At 69.3% G+C, this 16012-nt stretch carries 13 protein-coding genes; 8 read left to right on the top strand and 5 right to left on the bottom strand.

Going from position 1 to position 16012, the window contains the following annotated elements:
- Window positions 1-27 precede the first annotated feature (27 nt).
- Window positions 28-1167, top strand: a complete 1140-nt coding sequence (locus U5771_RS17890) for a branched-chain amino acid ABC transporter substrate-binding protein (RefSeq protein WP_322025213.1) — start codon at window positions 28-30, stop codon at window positions 1165-1167.
- 111 nt (window positions 1168-1278) lie between these two features.
- On the opposite strand, the gene U5771_RS17885 is transcribed toward U5771_RS17890, so the two are convergent.
- Window positions 1279-2787, bottom strand: coding sequence for a long-chain fatty acid--CoA ligase (locus U5771_RS17885; RefSeq protein ID WP_322025212.1), 1509 nt, complete (start codon window positions 2785-2787; stop codon window positions 1279-1281).
- A 57-nt stretch (window positions 2788-2844) separates the two neighbouring features.
- Entirely contained in the window at window positions 2845-4497 is a 1653-nt protein-coding gene (locus U5771_RS17880) for an acyl-CoA dehydrogenase family protein (protein WP_322025211.1), read from the bottom strand.
- A 73-nt stretch (window positions 4498-4570) separates the two neighbouring features.
- Here U5771_RS17880 and U5771_RS17875 point away from each other — a divergent pair, with 73 nt between their 5' ends.
- The 4 genes from U5771_RS17875 (at window position 4571) to U5771_RS17860 (ending at window position 8965) form a co-directional block, all read left to right on the top strand.
- Complete coding sequence (locus U5771_RS17875) at window positions 4571-5239, top strand: TetR/AcrR family transcriptional regulator (protein WP_322025210.1); 669 nt, start codon at window positions 4571-4573, stop codon at window positions 5237-5239.
- Between the two features lie 224 nt (window positions 5240-5463).
- Window positions 5464-6618, top strand: coding sequence for a pyridoxal phosphate-dependent aminotransferase (locus tag U5771_RS17870; RefSeq protein ID WP_322025209.1), 1155 nt, complete (start codon window positions 5464-5466; stop codon window positions 6616-6618).
- 114 nt (window positions 6619-6732) lie between these two features.
- Complete coding sequence (locus tag U5771_RS17865) at window positions 6733-7521, top strand: ABC transporter substrate-binding protein (protein ID WP_322025208.1); 789 nt, start codon at window positions 6733-6735, stop codon at window positions 7519-7521.
- Window positions 7522-7534: 13 nt separating this feature from the next.
- Window positions 7535-8965 carry an FAD-binding oxidoreductase gene (locus tag U5771_RS17860; RefSeq protein ID WP_322025207.1) on the top strand — a complete coding sequence of 477 codons (1431 nt, stop codon included), beginning with the start codon at window positions 7535-7537 and terminating at the stop codon, window positions 8963-8965.
- A 26-nt stretch (window positions 8966-8991) separates the two neighbouring features.
- On the opposite strand, the gene U5771_RS17855 is transcribed toward U5771_RS17860, so the two are convergent.
- Both U5771_RS17855 and cadR read right to left on the bottom strand, forming a co-directional pair.
- Window positions 8992-9564: a PadR family transcriptional regulator gene (locus U5771_RS17855; protein WP_322025206.1), complete on the bottom strand. Its 573-nt coding sequence runs from the start codon at window positions 9562-9564 to the stop codon at window positions 8992-8994.
- A gap of 68 nt (window positions 9565-9632) precedes the next feature.
- Window positions 9633-10064 carry a Cd(II)/Pb(II)-responsive transcriptional regulator gene (gene cadR / locus U5771_RS17850; RefSeq protein WP_322025205.1) on the bottom strand — a complete coding sequence of 144 codons (432 nt, stop codon included), beginning with the start codon at window positions 10062-10064 and terminating at the stop codon, window positions 9633-9635.
- An 81-nt stretch (window positions 10065-10145) separates the two neighbouring features.
- Between cadR and U5771_RS17845 the strand changes: the two genes are divergently transcribed.
- Both U5771_RS17845 and U5771_RS17840 read left to right on the top strand, forming a co-directional pair.
- A complete protein-coding gene (locus tag U5771_RS17845; RefSeq protein ID WP_322025204.1) occupies window positions 10146-12737 on the top strand; it encodes a heavy metal translocating P-type ATPase in 2592 nt (863 codons plus the stop codon).
- 10 nt (window positions 12738-12747) lie between these two features.
- Window positions 12748-13113 carry a zinc ribbon domain-containing protein gene (locus tag U5771_RS17840; RefSeq protein ID WP_322025203.1) on the top strand — a complete coding sequence of 122 codons (366 nt, stop codon included), beginning with the start codon at window positions 12748-12750 and terminating at the stop codon, window positions 13111-13113.
- Window positions 13114-13252: 139 nt separating this feature from the next.
- Here the strand turns inward: U5771_RS17840 and U5771_RS17835 are convergent, their stop codons facing one another.
- Window positions 13253-14131, bottom strand: coding sequence for an AraC family transcriptional regulator (locus tag U5771_RS17835; protein ID WP_322025202.1), 879 nt, complete (start codon window positions 14129-14131; stop codon window positions 13253-13255).
- A 278-nt stretch (window positions 14132-14409) separates the two neighbouring features.
- Here U5771_RS17835 and U5771_RS17830 point away from each other — a divergent pair, with 278 nt between their 5' ends.
- Window positions 14410-15873, top strand: coding sequence for a mechanosensitive ion channel (locus tag U5771_RS17830; protein ID WP_322025201.1), 1464 nt, complete (start codon window positions 14410-14412; stop codon window positions 15871-15873).
- Window positions 15874-16012 lie beyond the last annotated feature (139 nt).

Genomic DNA, 16012 nt, shown 5'->3' with positions numbered 1-16012 from the left:
CATTTACCCTGGTACCAAGGAGATGCTATGCAACACACGATGAAAAAGCTGGCAGGCGCGACGTTCGTCGCTGTCATGTCGCTGGCGGGGACGGCCCATGCGGACGACGTGAAGATCGGTTACGCAGGGCCGATGACGGGCGCCCAGGCTCACTACGGCAAGGATATGCAGAACGGGATCGCGCTCGCGCTGGAAGACTTCAACGCGACCAGCCCGAAGATCGGCGGCAAGGCGGTGAAGTTCGTGCTCGAGACGCAGGACGACCAGGCTGACCCGCGCACCGGCACGACGGTTGCACAGAAGCTCGTCGACGACGGCATCAAGGGCATGCTCGGCCACTTCAACTCGGGCACGACGATTCCCGCTTCGCGCATCTACGCGAACGCCGGCATTCCGGAAATCGCGATGGCGACGGCGCCGGAATACACGCAGCAGGGTTACAAGACGACCTTCCGCATGATGACGTCCGACACGCAGCAGGGCTCGGTGGCGGGCACCTTCGCGTCGAAGGATCTCGGCATGAAGAAGATCGCGATCGTCGACGACCGCACGGCCTACGGCCAGGGTCTCGCCGACCAGTTCGAGAAGGCCGCGAAGGCCGGCGGCGCGACGATCGTCGACCGTGAATTCACGAACGACAAGGCCGTCGACTTCAAGGCGATCCTGACCAAGCTGAAGGCGTCGAAGCCGGACCTCGTCTACTACGGCGGCGCGGATTCGCAGGCAGCGCCGATGGTCAAGCAGATGAAGACGCTCGGCATCACCGCACCGCTGATGAGCGGCGAAATGGTGAAGACGCCGACGTTCCTGAAGATCGCGGGCAACGCGGCCGACGGCACGATCGCATCGCTGGCGGGCCTCCCGCTGGAAGAAATGCCGGGCGGCAAGACCTACGCCGACAAGTACAAGAAGCGCTTCGGTGAAGACGTGCAGACGTACTCGCCGTACGCGTACGACGGCGCGATGGCGATGCTCAACGCGATGAAGAAGGCCGATTCGACCGATCCGGCGAAGTACCTGCCGGTGCTCGCGAAGACCGACATGGCCGGCGTCACGTCGTCGCACGTCGCGTACGACGCGAAGGGCGACCTGAAGAACGGCGGCATCACGATGTACAAGGTCGAGAAGGGCGAGTGGAAGCCGCTGAAGAGCATCGGCGGCAAGTAAGCATGGCGTGAGTCGCGGGCGGCGTCGAAGGGCGCCACCTCGCGCATCATGTGAGAAAGCCACCGGGCCGTCGGGTCCGGTGGCTTTTTCTTTGGCTTCGGCGCTTCGACGCTATTCGTGGCGCACGCGCAGCAGGAACTTCTGCAGCTTGCCGGTCGGCGTGCGCGGCAGCGCTTCCGCGAACACGAATTCGCGCGGGATCTTGTACGCGGCGAGCCGCTCGCCGCAGAACGCGCGCAGCGCATCCGCATCGGGCATGGTGCCCGCGCGCGGCACGACGTGCGCGACGACCGTCTCGCCCCAGTCCGGATGCGGGACGCCGACGACAGCCGCTTCCGCGACGCCCGGATGCGCGTCGAGCACGTCCTCCACCTCCTTCGAATAGACGTTCTCGCCGCCCGTCACGATCATGTCCTTCAGCCGGTCGACGATGAACAGGTAGCCATCCTGATCGATTCGCGCGATGTCGCCGGTGCGATACCAGCCGTCCGGCGCGAACGCGGCGCGCGTCGCGGCCGGGTCGTCGAGATAGCCGAGCATCATGCTGTCGGCCTTCAGCCAGATCTCGCCGATGTCGCCTGGCAGCGCGTCGGCGCCATTGCTCCGCACGACCCGCAGGTCGACGCCGGGGCCGCCCTGGCGTCCGATCGAGCCGGCCTTCGCGATCTGCTCGTCCGGATACAGCGTGGTGCCGGCCGGGCCCGTTTCCGTCATCCCGTACACCTGGAAGAACGCGTTGCTGCGATACGCATGCGCGAGCCGTTCGGCCTGCGCGGCGCCGATCGGGCCGCCGCCGTACAGCCATGCGCGCACGCTCGACAGGTCGAACGTCGCGAAGCGCTCGATCGTGTCGAGCGGCAGCGTATACGACACCGGCGCACCGAAATACAGCGTCACGCGCTCGCGCTCGATCGCCTGCAGGAAGTGCAGCGGGTGGTATTCGCGCAGCAGCACGACGGTGCCGCCCGCGTACAGCGTGCCGCCGAACCAGTTGTTCAGCGGCGACGAATGCCAGATCGGCATCGCCATCAATGTGCGCTCGTTGCGGCCGATGCCGGTCGCGAGCGCCGCCTGCATCGCCGCGAGCGTCACGGCGCGATGGCTGTGCACGCAGCCTTTGGGGCGGCCGGTCGTGCCGGACGTGTAGAGGATCTGCGCGACGTCGCCGTCGGCCGGCTCGATGCCCGCGAGGCCGTCCATCGCCGAACGCATCGCGTCGAAGTTCGGCACGCCGGCGGCGTCGCCTTCGGTGACGAGCCGCCGCACCGGATGGGCCACGCGCGCCAGCACCGGCGCGAGCGCCGCGTCGAACAGGAGCACCTTGCTGCCGCTGTGCGCCAGCAGGTAGTCGACTTCCGGCGCCTGCAGCTTGTGGTTGATCGGCACGAACGCGGCGCCGAGCCGCCACGCGCCGAACATCAGGTCGACGAAGGCCGGCGTGTTGAAGCACATCGCGGCGACGCGGTCGCCGGCCGCGACGCCGAGCGCGCTCAACACGGCCGCCGCGCGATGCGAGCGCTCGTGCGCGTCGGCGTACGTGATCGTCGTGTCGTCGTGGATCAGGAACGGCTTGTCGGGCGTCGCGCGGGCGGCGCGGTCGAGGGCGGCGACGGGGTTCATCGTGGCTCCAGGCTGGGCTGGCTGGGCGGGCGGGGCGAACGCGCGGACGGCCGGGCGTCAGGCCGGGTACGTGCGCTGCAGCAGCGCGGCGACGTCGAGCGCGTGCGGATCGAAACCGCCCGCGATGCGGCCCCAGTCGGGCGCGGCGAGCCGCGTCGCGACGAACGCGTCGGCGACAAACGCGGGCGCGTCGCGCCGCAGCAGGCACGCCTGCGCGACGAGCGCGAGCCGCTGCGCGAACACGCGGGCCGACGCCTCGAGCGTGTCGGCCGGCGCCGCGAGCATCGCGCGCAGCGCGTCGAGCGCTGCACGGATGCGCGGTTCGCCCGCGCCGAGGTCGGCCAGTTCGGCGAGCAGCGCCGCGGCCGCGTCGGGCTCGCGCGACATCGCGCGCAGCACGTCGAGGCACATCACGTTGCCGGAGCCTTCCCAGATCGAGTTGACCGGCGCTTCGCGGAACAGCCGCGCGATCGGACCGTCGTCGACGTAGCCGTTGCCGCCGAACACCTCCATTACCTCGCCGGTCAGTTCGACCGCGCGCTTGCAGACCCAGAATTTCGCGGCGGGTGTGACGATCCGCTTCCACGCGCGTTCGCGCGGCGAGTCGTCGCGCTCGAACGCATCGGCCAGGCGCATCGCGAGCGTGAGCGCGGCCTCGCTTTCGAGCGCGAGATCGGCGAGCACGGTGCGCATCAGCGGCTGCTCGGCGAGCGCGCGGCCGAACGCGTGGCGTTGGCGCGTGTACGCGAGCGCCTGCACGACGCCCTGGCGCAGCATCGCCGCGCTGCCGAGCACGCAGTTCAGCCGCGTGTAGGTGGCCATCTCGATGATGGTCGGAATGCCGCGGCCTTCGTCGCCGAGCATGATCCCCCATGCGTCGTTCAGCTCGATCTCGCTGCTCGAATTGCTGCGGTTGCCGAGCTTGTTCTTCAACCGCTGGATCTCGACCGCGTTCTTCGTGCCGTCGGGCCGCCAGCGCGGCACGTAGAAGCACGACGGGCTGCCGGCTTCGGTGCGCGCGACGACGAGGTGCGCGTCGCACATCGGCGCGGAGAAGAACCACTTGTGGCCGCGCAGCCGGTATTCGCCGCCGCGCCCGCCCGCGCCGACCGGGGTCGCCAGCGTCGTGTTCGCGCGCACGTCGGAGCCGCCCTGTTTCTCGGTCATCCCCATGCCGAACCAGATCGAGCGTTTGTCGACGACCGGCACGTCGCGCGGATCGTAGTCGTCGCTGTACAGCCTGTCGCGCAGCAGGTCCCATAGCGCGGGCTCCTTCTGCAGCACCGGAATCGCGGCCTGCGTCATCGTCGCCGGGCACAGCGTGCCGGCCTCGATCTGGCCGTGCAGGTAGAAGCCGGCCGCGGTCGCGGCCCAGCGGCCGGGGCGCGTGTCGCGGAACGCGAGCGACACGAAGCCGGCGTTGCGGTACATCCCCAGCAGCGTGTGCCACGCCGGATGGAAGTCGACGCGGTCGATGCGCCGGCCGCGGCGGTCGAACGCGTTCAGTTCCGGCGCGTGGCGGTTCGCTTCGTCGGCGAGCTGCGCGGTGTCGGCGCTGCCGAGCCGCGCGCCGTACGCGTCGAGCCGCGGCACGGCCCAGTCGGCGTTCGCGCGGGCGAGTGCCTCGCGCAGCGCGATGTCGGTGGCGAAGAGGTTATAGTCGACCAGTTCGTCGAACTGGTTCGTGACGGCATGGGTCGATTCGGTCATCGGGCTGTCTCCGGTCTCGTGCGTCGCGGTCTGCCGGTCAAACGCGTATCCGCTGAATTTCAGAGTAGCAAATATGCCGCCGCGACATGTTCAGGTTCCGGCGCCGCCCGGCCAGCCGGCGGCGCAACCCGCGCCCGCGCTGCGCCGCCGGCCGCGCCAGTCGCGCGCGCAGGCCACGTCCGAGGCGCTCCAGCAGGCTTTCGTTCAGCTTTTGCTCGAGCGCGGCTACGCGAAGGCGACGATTCGCGAGATCGCGGCCGTCGCGGGCGTGAGCATCGGCACCTTCTACGAATACTTCGGCGACAAGCAGAGCCTCGCCGCGCTGTGCATCCACCGGCGCGTGCTGGCGCTGGCCGACCGGCTGCGCGATGCGGCGCACGGGCTGCGCGGCGTGCCGCGCGCCGAACTCGCGGCCGCGCTGGTCGACCTGCAGGTCGACGCGATCGGCGCCGACGCCGCGCCGTGGAGCGCGTTCTTCGCGCTGGAGCGGCAGGTGTCGCCGCTCGCCGCGTACCGCCGGCATTACGACGCCTATGTCGCGCTGTGGCGCGACGCGCTCGCGCAGGCCGCCGATCCGCCGCCGGCCGCGCGGCTCGACGGGATCGCCCGGATGGCGCATACGGTCTGCTACGGCGGCGTGTCGCAGGCGCTGCTCACGCTCGGGCCCGCACAGGACTTCGACGCGTTGCGCGGCGAACTGCGGGCCGTGTTGAGCGCCTACCTGGCGGCCGCGGGCGCGTGATGCGCGGCGCGGCCGTGCGCCTCCGGGGGCAATGCCCGATTCGCATGCGTTGTCGCCGCACCGGCTTGGTGTTGAACCTTTCGTATGGTCAATCATGAGAAAAATGCATGGCCGCCATGACGAACTTTCGATTGTCCGCCGATATTGGCTCGGGCTAAATCATGCGGAATGAGCCGGCCCGCGCGCGTCGCGGGCCGGCCCGAAGGACATCAGAAGGAGAATTCATGCGAAGCGCCACCACGCCCCGTTCGAAACTGCCGGACGTCGGGACGACGATCTTCACGGTGATCGGCCAGCTTGCCGCGCAGCACGATGCGCTGAACCTGTCGCAGGGCGCGCCGAATTTCGCGCCAGATCCGGCGCTGGTCGAGGGCGTCGCGCGCGCGATGCGCGACGGCCACAACCAGTACGCGCCGATGGCCGGCCTCGCGTCGCTGCGCGAACGGCTCGCGGAGAAGACCGAGGCGCTGTACGGCACGCGCTACGACCCGGGCACCGAGATCACGGTGGTCGCGAGCGCGAGCGAAGGGCTCTATGCGGCGATCAGCGCGCTCGTGCATCCGGGCGACGAAGTGATCTATTTCGAGCCGTCGTTCGACAGCTATGCGCCGATCGTGCGGATGCAGGGCGCGACGCCGGTCGCGATCAAGCTGTCGTCCGAGCATTTCCGCGTGAACTGGGACGAAGTGGCCGCGGCGATCACGCCGCGCACGCGGATGATCATCGTCAACACGCCGCACAACCCGACCGCGACCGTGTTCTCCGCCGACGATCTCGAACGGCTCGCGCAGCTCACGCGCGATACCGGCATCGTGGTGCTGTCGGACGAGGTCTACGAGCACGTGGTGTTCGACGGCGCGCTGCACCAGAGCGTCGCGCGTCACCGCGAGCTGGCCGAGCGCAGCGTGATCGTGTCGTCGTTCGGCAAGTCGTTCCACGTGACGGGCTGGCGGGTCGGCCATTGCCTCGCGCCGGCCGAACTGATGGACGAGATTCGCAAGGTGCACCAGTTCATGGTGTTCTCGGCCGATACGCCGATGCAGGTCGCGTTCGCGGAGATCCTCGCGCGGCCGGAAAGCTATCTCGGCCTGTCGGCGTTCTACCAGGCCAAGCGCGACCTGCTCGCGCGCGAGCTGGCCGATTCGCGCTTCGAGCTGCTGCCGAGCGAAGGCTCGTTCTTCATGCTCGCGCGGTTCCGGCACTTCTCGGACGAGCGCGACAGCGACTTCGTGCTGCGCCTGATTCGCGATGCGCGCGTCGCGACGATTCCGCTGTCGGCGTTCTACACCGACGGCACCGACGCGGGCGTGATCCGACTCAGTTTTTCGAAGGACGACGCGACGCTGATCGAAGGCGCGCGTCGGTTGCGTTCGCTGTAATCGCGGGCGCGGCCCGCACCCAAGCAGGCGACGTGTACGTCGCACCGAAAGTCACGGATGGGACCGGCGTACGTGCGCCAAGCGCGGCGCCGACCGACAAGCCAGGAGATCACGATGAAGCATGCACACCCCCTGAAACTCGCGTTCGCATTCGCGTGCGCGCTCGGCTCCGGCGCGGCATTCGCCGACGGGCAGACGCTGCGTTTCGGCCTCGAGGCGCAATACCCGCCGTTCGAGTCGAAGGCGCCGAACGGTGACCTGCAGGGCTTCGACATCGACGTCGGCAAGGCCGTCTGCCAGACCGCGAAGCTGTCGTGCAAGTGGGTCGAGACGTCGTTCGACGGGCTGATTCCGGCACTGCAGGGCCGCAAGTTCGACGCGATCAACTCGGCGATGAACGCGACCGAGCAGCGGCGCCAGGCAATCGACTTCACGACGATCATCTACCGCGTGCCGACGCAACTGATCGCGCGCACCGGCAGCGGCCTGCTGCCGACGCCGGAAGCGCTGAAGGGCAAGCGCGTCGGCGTGCTGCAGGCGTCGATCCAGGAAACCTACGCGAAGGCGCACTGGGAGCCGGCCGGCGTGTCGGTCGTCGCTTACCAGGACCAGAACCAGGTGTATGCGGACCTCGTGGCGGGCCGCCTCGACGCGACGCTGGTGCTCGCGCCGGCCGGCCAGCGCGGCTTCCTGTCGCGCCCGGACGGCAAGGGCTTCGGGTTCGTCGGTCAGCCGGTGCGCGACGACAGGATTCTCGGCAGCGGGATCGCGTTCGGCCTGCGCAAGGGCGACGACGCGCTGAAGGGGAAACTCGATGCGGCGATCGACAAGCTGAAGGCGGACGGCACGGTGAAGTCGCTCGGCCAGAAGTACTTCGGCGACATCGACATCTCCACCAAGTAAGCGGGCGCGCACGATGCAGAGCCTGGACACTGCCGCCGCGAGCGGCGATCACGGCGCGGCGGCGCCGGCGGACGACGCGCTGGAGGCGGCGCTGGTCGCCGCGCTGGGCGACACGCTGGTCACGCGGGCCGCCGACATCGATCCGCGCTACTTCACCGCATACAACGAGCCGGCCGGCGTGCGGCCGCGCGCGCTGGTGCGGCCGCGCAGCGTCGACGACGTGTCACGCACGCTCGCGCTGTGCACGCGGCTCGGGCAGCCGGTCGTGCCGCAGGGCGGCCTCACCGGGCTCGCGCGCGGCGCGGTCGCGCTGGGCGGCGAGATCGTGCTGTCGATGGAGCGTTTCGCCGGCGTCGAAGCGATCGACGCGGCGGCGGGCACGATGACGGTGCGCGCCGGGACGCCGCTGCAGACGGTGCAGGAGGCCGCGGATGCGGCGGGCTTCACGTTCGGGGTCGATCTCGGCGCACGCGGTTCGTGCCAGATCGGCGGCATGCTCGCGACCAACGCGGGCGGCACGCGCGCGATCCGCTACGGAATGATGCGCGAGCAGGTGCTCGGGCTCGAGGCCGTGCTCGCCGACGGCACCGTCGTGTCGTCGATGAACCGGATGCTGAAGAACAACGCGGGTTACGACCTGAAGCAATTGTTCATCGGCAGCGAAGGCACGCTCGGCGTCGTCACGCGCGCCGTGCTGCGGCTGCATCCGAAGCTGGCCGCACCGGCCACCGCGCTTTGCCGCGTGCAGGGCTACGACGCCGTCGTCGGGTTGTGGAACCGCCTGCGCGCACTGCCCGAGATCGTCAGTTTCGAAGCGATGTGGCCGGCCTTCTACGACTACGTGGCGCGTCATACGCCCGGCGTCGTCGCGCCGTTCGCGGGCGACGGCGGCTTCGCGGTGCTGATCGAGTGCGCGACGAGCGCACCGGGCGGCGACGCGCGCGAGGCGCTGGAAACCGGTCTGGAGGACGCGATCGACGCGGGGCTCGTCGACGATGCGGCGCTTGCGACGTCCGAGCGGCAGGCGCGCGACCTGTGGACATTGCGCGAAGGCCTCGCGATCGATGCACTGCCGCATCTGGTGAACTTCGACGTGAGCCTGCCGACGGGTGAACTCGGCCGGTTCGCCGAGCGCTGCGAAGCGGCATTGCGTGCGGTCTGGCCCGACATCGTGTGCCTGTTCTTCGGCCACGTCGGCGACGGCAACGTGCATATCGGCGTATCGCTCGACGGCATGCGCGACGCGGATGCCGACGCGATCGACCGCTGCGTCTACGCGGTCGTCCGGGACATGGGCGGCTCGGTGTCGGCGGAGCACGGCATCGGCATGCTCAAGCGCGCCTATCTCGCGCACACGCGCAGCGACGCCGAAATCGGCCTGATGCGGCGCCTGAAGGCCGCGCTCGATCCGGCCGGCGTGCTCAATCCCGGCAAGGTGCTTTGAGCGGCGCGCGCCGATGGCGAGGCGCGTCAGCCGTCGACCCAGCGCAGCGCACCGATCTTCAGGTGTTCGACGACGCTGCGTGCCCAGTCGAGCTCCGCGTTGAGCAGCACGAGCGCATGCTCGTTCTGCAGCAGGAACAGGCGCGGCACCTGATCGTTCTGCGCGGCGTTGCGCAGCGACTCGAGACGTGCGCGTTCGGCTTCGAGCGCGGCGATGCGGCGCTCGAGTTGCTGGCGCGCATCTTCCGCGTCGAGCAGCGGCAGGAACGCGAGGCCGGCGCCGAACGCCGGAAATTCGCGCGCGGGCTCCGCGAGCAGCGCATGGAGCCACGCCTGGCCGGCCGTATGCCCGGCTTCAGTCAGCGTGTACAGCGTGCGTTCGGGAAACGCGCCGTCGCGCTCGGTGTCGTGCACGGCGATCAGCCCGTCGCGCAGCAGGCGGTCGATGGTCTGGTAGAGGCTCGTGCGCTGCCGCACGTTGACGACTTCGTCGTAGCCGCGCGCCTTCAGCTGCTGCAGCATCCCGTACGGATGCATCGGCGTTTCGGTGAGCGTCACGAGGACCGCGAGCGCAAGCGGAGACGGGCGGCTTGTTGCCATGAATAGTTCTGATATGTCTAGTTAGAATATAACTAGTATCAACTAGACTATCATATTCCACAAGGGTTTCAGCCGAGGTGCGAGCGCTTCGCGGCCGGCGCGACGGTTTCCATCGTCGCGAGACCGTGCACGATCCCGCAGTCCTCGACCGAATGTTCGCCGACGCACTGGCGGCGCAATTCGGTGAGCTGGTCGCGCAGATGCGTCAGTTCGGCGAGGCGCGCATCGACGTGGCCGATGTGTTCGTCGAGCAGCGCGTTGATCGAATCGCACGGGTCGGCCGGGGTGTCGGTGAGTTGCAGCAGCGCGCGGATTTCGTCGTGCGCCATGTCGAGCGCGCGGCAGTTGCGGATGAAGCGCAGCCGTTCGACATGCAGGTCGGTGTAGTTGCGGTAGTTCGAATCGGTGCGCTCCGCGTCCGGCATCAGCCCCTCCTTCTCGTAGAAGCGGATCGTTTCGGGCGTGCAGCGGGCCGCCTTGGCCAGTTCGCCGATCTTCATGGCTTGCTCCGTTGTAAGGGTTGACCTTGTAGTGGCTTCAGGGTGTTAACTCTACACCGTCAAGCCATAGAGGAGGTTGTCATGACCGACGCCCAGCGTACCCACGACCCACGACACCGTCATGCCGGCGGCGCCGAGACCTGCTGCGCCGACGCGCGCGAAACGCAGGCGGCGCCCGTTGCCGGCGCGGCGCCGGCGGCCGGCGAGCACGCCCACGGCGACGCGGCAGCGCGTGGCGCGCAGCCGCATGGATGTGGTCACGATCATGACCACGATCACGCATCCGCGCACGGTACGGGGCACGCTCACGAACGCGGCGACCACGGCGACCACGGCGACACGCACGGCGACGGGCATGTCCACGGTGCGACGTGCTCGCACGACCTCGCGGCGCATGACCATGCTGGTCACGACCACGACCACGACCACGACCACGACCACGACCACGACCACGACCACGCGGCCGGCGCCTGCTGTGCGCCGGCCGCGCTGACGCTCGCGCCGCTGCCGGTCGCGCGGGCGACCGCGTCGGGTCACGTGCGCTCCGCGTTCCGGATCATGCAGATGGACTGCCCGACCGAGGAAACGCTGATCCGCAAGAAGCTCGGCGGGATGCAGCAGGTGTCGGCGCTCGAATTCAACCTGATGCAGCGGATGCTGACCGTCGACCACGTGCCCGGCGCACAGCCGGCGATCGAAAGCGCGATCCGCACGCTCGGGATGACGCCGGAGGCCGCGTCGTCCGACGCGCCGGCAACGCCGGTCGCGCCGCCGCCCGCGAAGCCGTGGTGGCCGCTCGCGCTGGCCGGCGTCGCCGCGATCGCGTCCGAGGCCGTGAGCTGGGCCGGCCTGCCGGTGTGGCTGTCGGCGGTGCTGGCGCTCGCGGCGGTGCTCGCGTGCGGGCTGACCACCTACAAGAAGGGCTGGATCGCGATTCGCAACGGCAACCTGAACATCAACGCGCTGATGAGCATCGCGGTGACGGGCGCGATGGCGATCGGCCAGTGGCCGGAAGCCGCGATGGTGATGGTGCTGTTCACGATCGCCGAGCTGATCGAGGCGAAGTCGCTCGATCGCGCGCGCAACGCGATCCAGGGCCTGATGCAGCTCGCGCCGGACACCGCGACCGTGCAGGGCGCCGACGGCTCGTGGCGCACGATCGAGGCCGCGCAGGTCGCGCTCGGTGCGATCGTGCGCGTGAAGCCGGGCGAGCGGATCGGGCTGGACGGCGAAGTCGTCGCGGGCCGCTCGACGGTGAACCAGGCGCCGATTACCGGCGAGAGCCTGCCGGTCGACAAGACGGCAGGCGACGCGGTCTACGCGGGCACGATCAACGAAGCGGGTTCGTTCGACTATCGCGTGACCGCGGTTGCCGCCAACTCGACGCTCGCGCGGATCATCCACGCGGTCGAGGAAGCGCAGGGCGCGAAGGCGCCGACGCAGCGTTTCGTCGACCAGTTCGCACGCGTCTATACGCCGATCGTGTTCGCGGTCGCGCTGCTGGTCGCGGTGGCGCCGCCGCTCGTCATGGGCGGCGCGTGGCACGACTGGATCTATCGCGCGCTGGTGCTGCTCGTGATCGCGTGCCCGTGCGCGCTGGTGATCTCGACGCCGGTGACGATCGTGTCGGGGCTCGCGGCCGCGGCACGGCGCGGGATTCTCGTGAAGGGCGGCGTGTATCTGGAAGAAGGCCGCAAGCTCGCCTGGCTCGCGCTCGACAAGACCGGCACGATCACGCACGGCAAGCCGGTGCAGACCGATTTCGACCTGCATGCGGCGGACCTCGACGCGGCGCGCGTGCGTCGGCTCGGCGCGAGTCTCGCGGCGCGCTCCGATCATCCGGTGTCGCAGGCGATCGCCGCAGCGGCGCGCGACGCGCAGACGGCGGCGTTTGCCGACGTCGAGGACTTCGAAGCGCTCGTCGGGCGCGGCGTGCGCGGCACGATCGACGGTGCGCGCTACTGGCTCGGCAACCACCGGCTCGTCGAGGAGCTCGAACGCTGCTCGCCGGCGCTGGAGGCGAAGCTCGACGCGCTCGAGCGGCAGGGCAAGAGCGTCGTGATGCTGGTCGACGACACGCGCGTGCTCGGCATCTTCGCGGTGGCCGACACGATCAAGGACACCAGCCGCGCGGCGATCGCCGACCTGCATGCGCTCGGCATCCGCACCGCGATGCTGACCGGCGACAACCCGCATACCGCGCAGGCGATCGCGCAGCAGGCCGGCATCGACGATGCGCGCGGCAACCAGTTGCCCGAGGACAAGCTCGCGGCGGTCGAGGAGCTGTCGGCGGGCGGCGCGGGCGCGGTCGGGATGGTCGGCGACGGGATCAACGACGCCCCGGCGCTCGCGCGCGCCGACATCGGCTTCGCGATGGGCGCGATGGGCACCGACACGGCGATCGAGACGGCCGACGTCGCGTTGATGGACGACGACCTGCGCAAGATTCCCGCGTTCGTGCGGCTGTCGCGCGCGACGCACCGCGTGCTGGTGCAGAACATCGGCTTCGCGCTCGGCGTGAAGGTCGTGTTCCTCGGCCTCACGGTCGCGGGGCTCGGCACGATGTGGATGGCCGTATTCGCCGATGCGGGCGCGAGCCTGATCGTCGTCGGCAACGGGTTGCGGCTGCTGTCGAAGACGGGCGTGTTCGACGGCGCGGCGGCGAAGCGATGAGGAGCGGGCGATGAGCTTTCTGAAACGGATCCTGGGCGGGCATGGCGGTGGCCACGGCGGTGGGCATGGAAGCGGACACGGTGGCGGCGGGCATCACGGCGGAGCGGGCCGGGAGGGCCATGGCGGCCACGATGCACGCGGCCGCGACCGTCACGGCTGGGGCTGGCAGCCGTCGACCGATGTGCAGGGCGGCCCGGGCAGCAACGTGCCGCTGCGCCAGTTCGCGTGCGCGGGGTGCGGCGCCATCAACGCGGCGGATGCGCGATTCTGCGCGCAGTGCGGCGTAGCGCAGCGCGGCAAGGCGTGCAGCCGGTGCCACGCGGCGCTGGCCGCCGACGCGCGCTTCTGTCCGGGCTGCGGGACGCAGGCCGGGTAAGGCTGGATCGCCGGCCTGGTTGCCGGCGTGACGGCCGATCTTTAGGGACGGCATGGCGTCTGCAACGGGCGTCGCCCGGCACAGCGTGCCGGCTCGCCCCAACTCCCCGGGCGCCGGAGCACTGAGCCCGGCCCGCCGCTCAACGCAGCGGCAAATGAATCTCCGTGCGCAGGTCGGCCGGCGCCGCATCCATCGGCGTATTCAGATACAGCTCGAACGGCGGCGCATCGGCGGCTTCGCGGCCCGTGTGACGCAGCCAGTCGCCGTATAGCCACTGGTAGGCCGTCTTCAGGTCCGCATACGGCCCCGTATGCAGCAGCACCGCGTACTCGCCACCGGCGACCGTCATGCGCTCGACGGGCGGCGCCGGTTCGACGTCCGGCGCGCCGTCGGCCGGCACGAAGCACGCCTTCGCGCGCAGCTGCGCCTCGGGCGTCGTATCCGGATCGTCGTAGAAAATTCCGATCATCTTCGCGCCGGGGCCGATCAACCCGTGCCGCCCGACCCACGCGCCGATCTGCCCGAACGCGTCGCCGACCTTCAGGTAAGCGCCCGTATGCGCCACCGCATAACCGCGCAGTTCCGGCTGCCGCCGGATCTCGACCTCATGCTTGAACATGTCTTCCTCTCCTCGCTGTAACGGATAGATCGGCCGGTGGACCCCGGCGCGACGGTGCTGCGCGGGCGGCACGCCGTAAGCATCCCGAAATGCGCGTGCGAACGCGTGCGTCGACCCGTAGCCGGCGCGCCGCGCGATCGTGTCGAGCGGTAGCGCCGTGCAGACGAGATCCTCGGACGCGCGCACGATCCGCATCCGCCGCACCGTCAGCACGATCGACTCGCCGTACAGCGCGCGATAGACGCGCTGCCAGTGATACGGCGACAGGCACGCGATGTCGGCGAGCCGGTTCAGGTCGAGCGTGTCGTCGAGGTGCGTGCGGATGTAGTCGTGAACGCGGGCGACGCGTGCTGCATAACGCGCCCACGCGGGCGTTTCGGTTTTCGTGTCGACGGTCATGCGTGTGTCCCCCGGCAGGAATCGACGTCACGGTAGCACGCCGCCGATTGATAAATCTTGCGGAGTTGCGTAGGAACGCTAAATCCGTCCCTTTTTAATTTCGCCGAAATGGGGTCTCGCCCCCGCTGAGATATGTCTAAAGTTAAAGACGGTGAAATCGGGTGATCGCGTCATTTTTCTCGGGTAAGTTGCTTGGGGCGGCAACACACGGTTTTCGAAGTACGCAGGTAGTTCGTCGATGTTCAATCGCAACGCCACGTTTTTCGGGAGAACAACAAATGGATGCTTCCAGCTTCATCACGTCGCTGCAGACCACGCTAGGCGGATACCTGCCCAAGATCGCCGGCGCGATCGGCATCCTGGTGATCGGCTGGCTGATCGCCGTGGCGGTGCGGGCCGGCGCGCTCAGGCTGCTCAGCGCGCTGAAGGTCGATCAGCGGATCAACGAAAGCACCGGCCAGGGCGCGTACGTCGAGCGGATCATCGCCGGCGGGCTGTTCTGGCTCGTGCTGCTCGTCACCGCGGTGGGCATCTTCAACGTGCTCAACCTGTACGCGGTCTCCAATCCGTTCTCGCTGCTCGTCACGCACATCGTCAACTACCTGCCGAACCTGATCGGCGGCGCGGCGCTGACGCTGATCGCGTGGCTGATCGCATCGTTGCTGCGCAGCCTCGCGAACCGCGCGCTGAAGGCGAGCAAGGTCGACGACGCGCTGTCCGAAAGCGCGGGCATGCAGCCGATGAGCGGCTATCTCGGCGACGTGCTGTTCTGGCTCGTGATCCTGATGTTCCTGCCGGCGATTCTCGCGTCGTTCGCGCTGTCCGGCCTGCTGTCGCCGGTGCAGGGGATGGTCGACAAGCTGCTCGCGATCGTGCCGAACCTGTTCGCGGCCGCGGTGATCGGTTTCGTCGGCTGGGTCGTCGCGCGCGTGCTGCGCGGCCTCGTGACGAACCTGCTGGTTGCCGCCGGCGCCGATCGTCTCACGCAGGGTCTCGACAGCCCGACGCCGGTGCGCGTGTCGAGCCTCGTCGGCACGATCGTCTACGTGTTCGTGTTCGTGCCGACGCTGATCTCCGCGCTCGACGCGCTGAAGATCGACGCGATCTCGATTCCGGCGACCAACATGCTGAACCAGTTCCTCGGCGCGGTGCCGGACATCGTCGCGGCGATCGTGATCGTGCTCGTCACGTTCTACTTCGCGCGCTTCGTCGCGTCGCTCGCGCAGAAGCTGCTGGAAGCCGCCGGCGCCGACGGGCTGCCGGCCGTGCTCGGCGTCGAGCGCGTGTTCTCGGGGATCCTGCAGCCGTCGGTGCTGGTCGCGCGGCTGATCGTGTTCTTCGCGATGCTGTTCGCGTCGGTCGAGGCCGCGAACCGGCTCGGTTTCTCGCAGGTGCGCGACGTCGTCACGCTGTTCATCGAATTCGGCGGCCACGTGCTGATGGGCGGCGTGATCCTCGTGATCGGCGTGTGGCTCGCGGGCCTCGCGCGCCGCGTGATCGAGCAGGCCGACCGCGAGCACAGCGTGCTGTTCGCGCGGATCGCGCAATTCGCGATCCTCGGCCTGGTGTTCGCGATGGGGCTGCGCGCGATGGGCATCGCCAACGAGATCGTGCAGCTCGCGTTCGGCCTCGTGCTCGGCGCGATCGCGGTGGCGGTCGCGCTGTCGTTCGGCCTCGGCGGCCGCGAAGCGGCCGGCAAGCTGCTCGACCGCTGGTTCAACCAGCGCGGCGGCGGCCAGTAAGGTCGTTCGGCGTCGGCCGTCCGGCCGCTTCGCGCGGCCGGGCGGCGCGTGCATGACACTCATGGAGCGCAGGGCGCCGAACGCCGAACGCCCACCGTCCACCGTCCACCGTACCGTTGCCCGGCGCGGTCGCATAGTG

The organism is Burkholderia sp. BCC1977, from assembly GCF_905339595.1.
In the GTDB taxonomy this organism is placed as follows: Bacteria; Pseudomonadota; Gammaproteobacteria; order Burkholderiales; family Burkholderiaceae; genus Burkholderia.
This window is presented reverse-complemented; position numbering and strand designations above follow the sequence as displayed.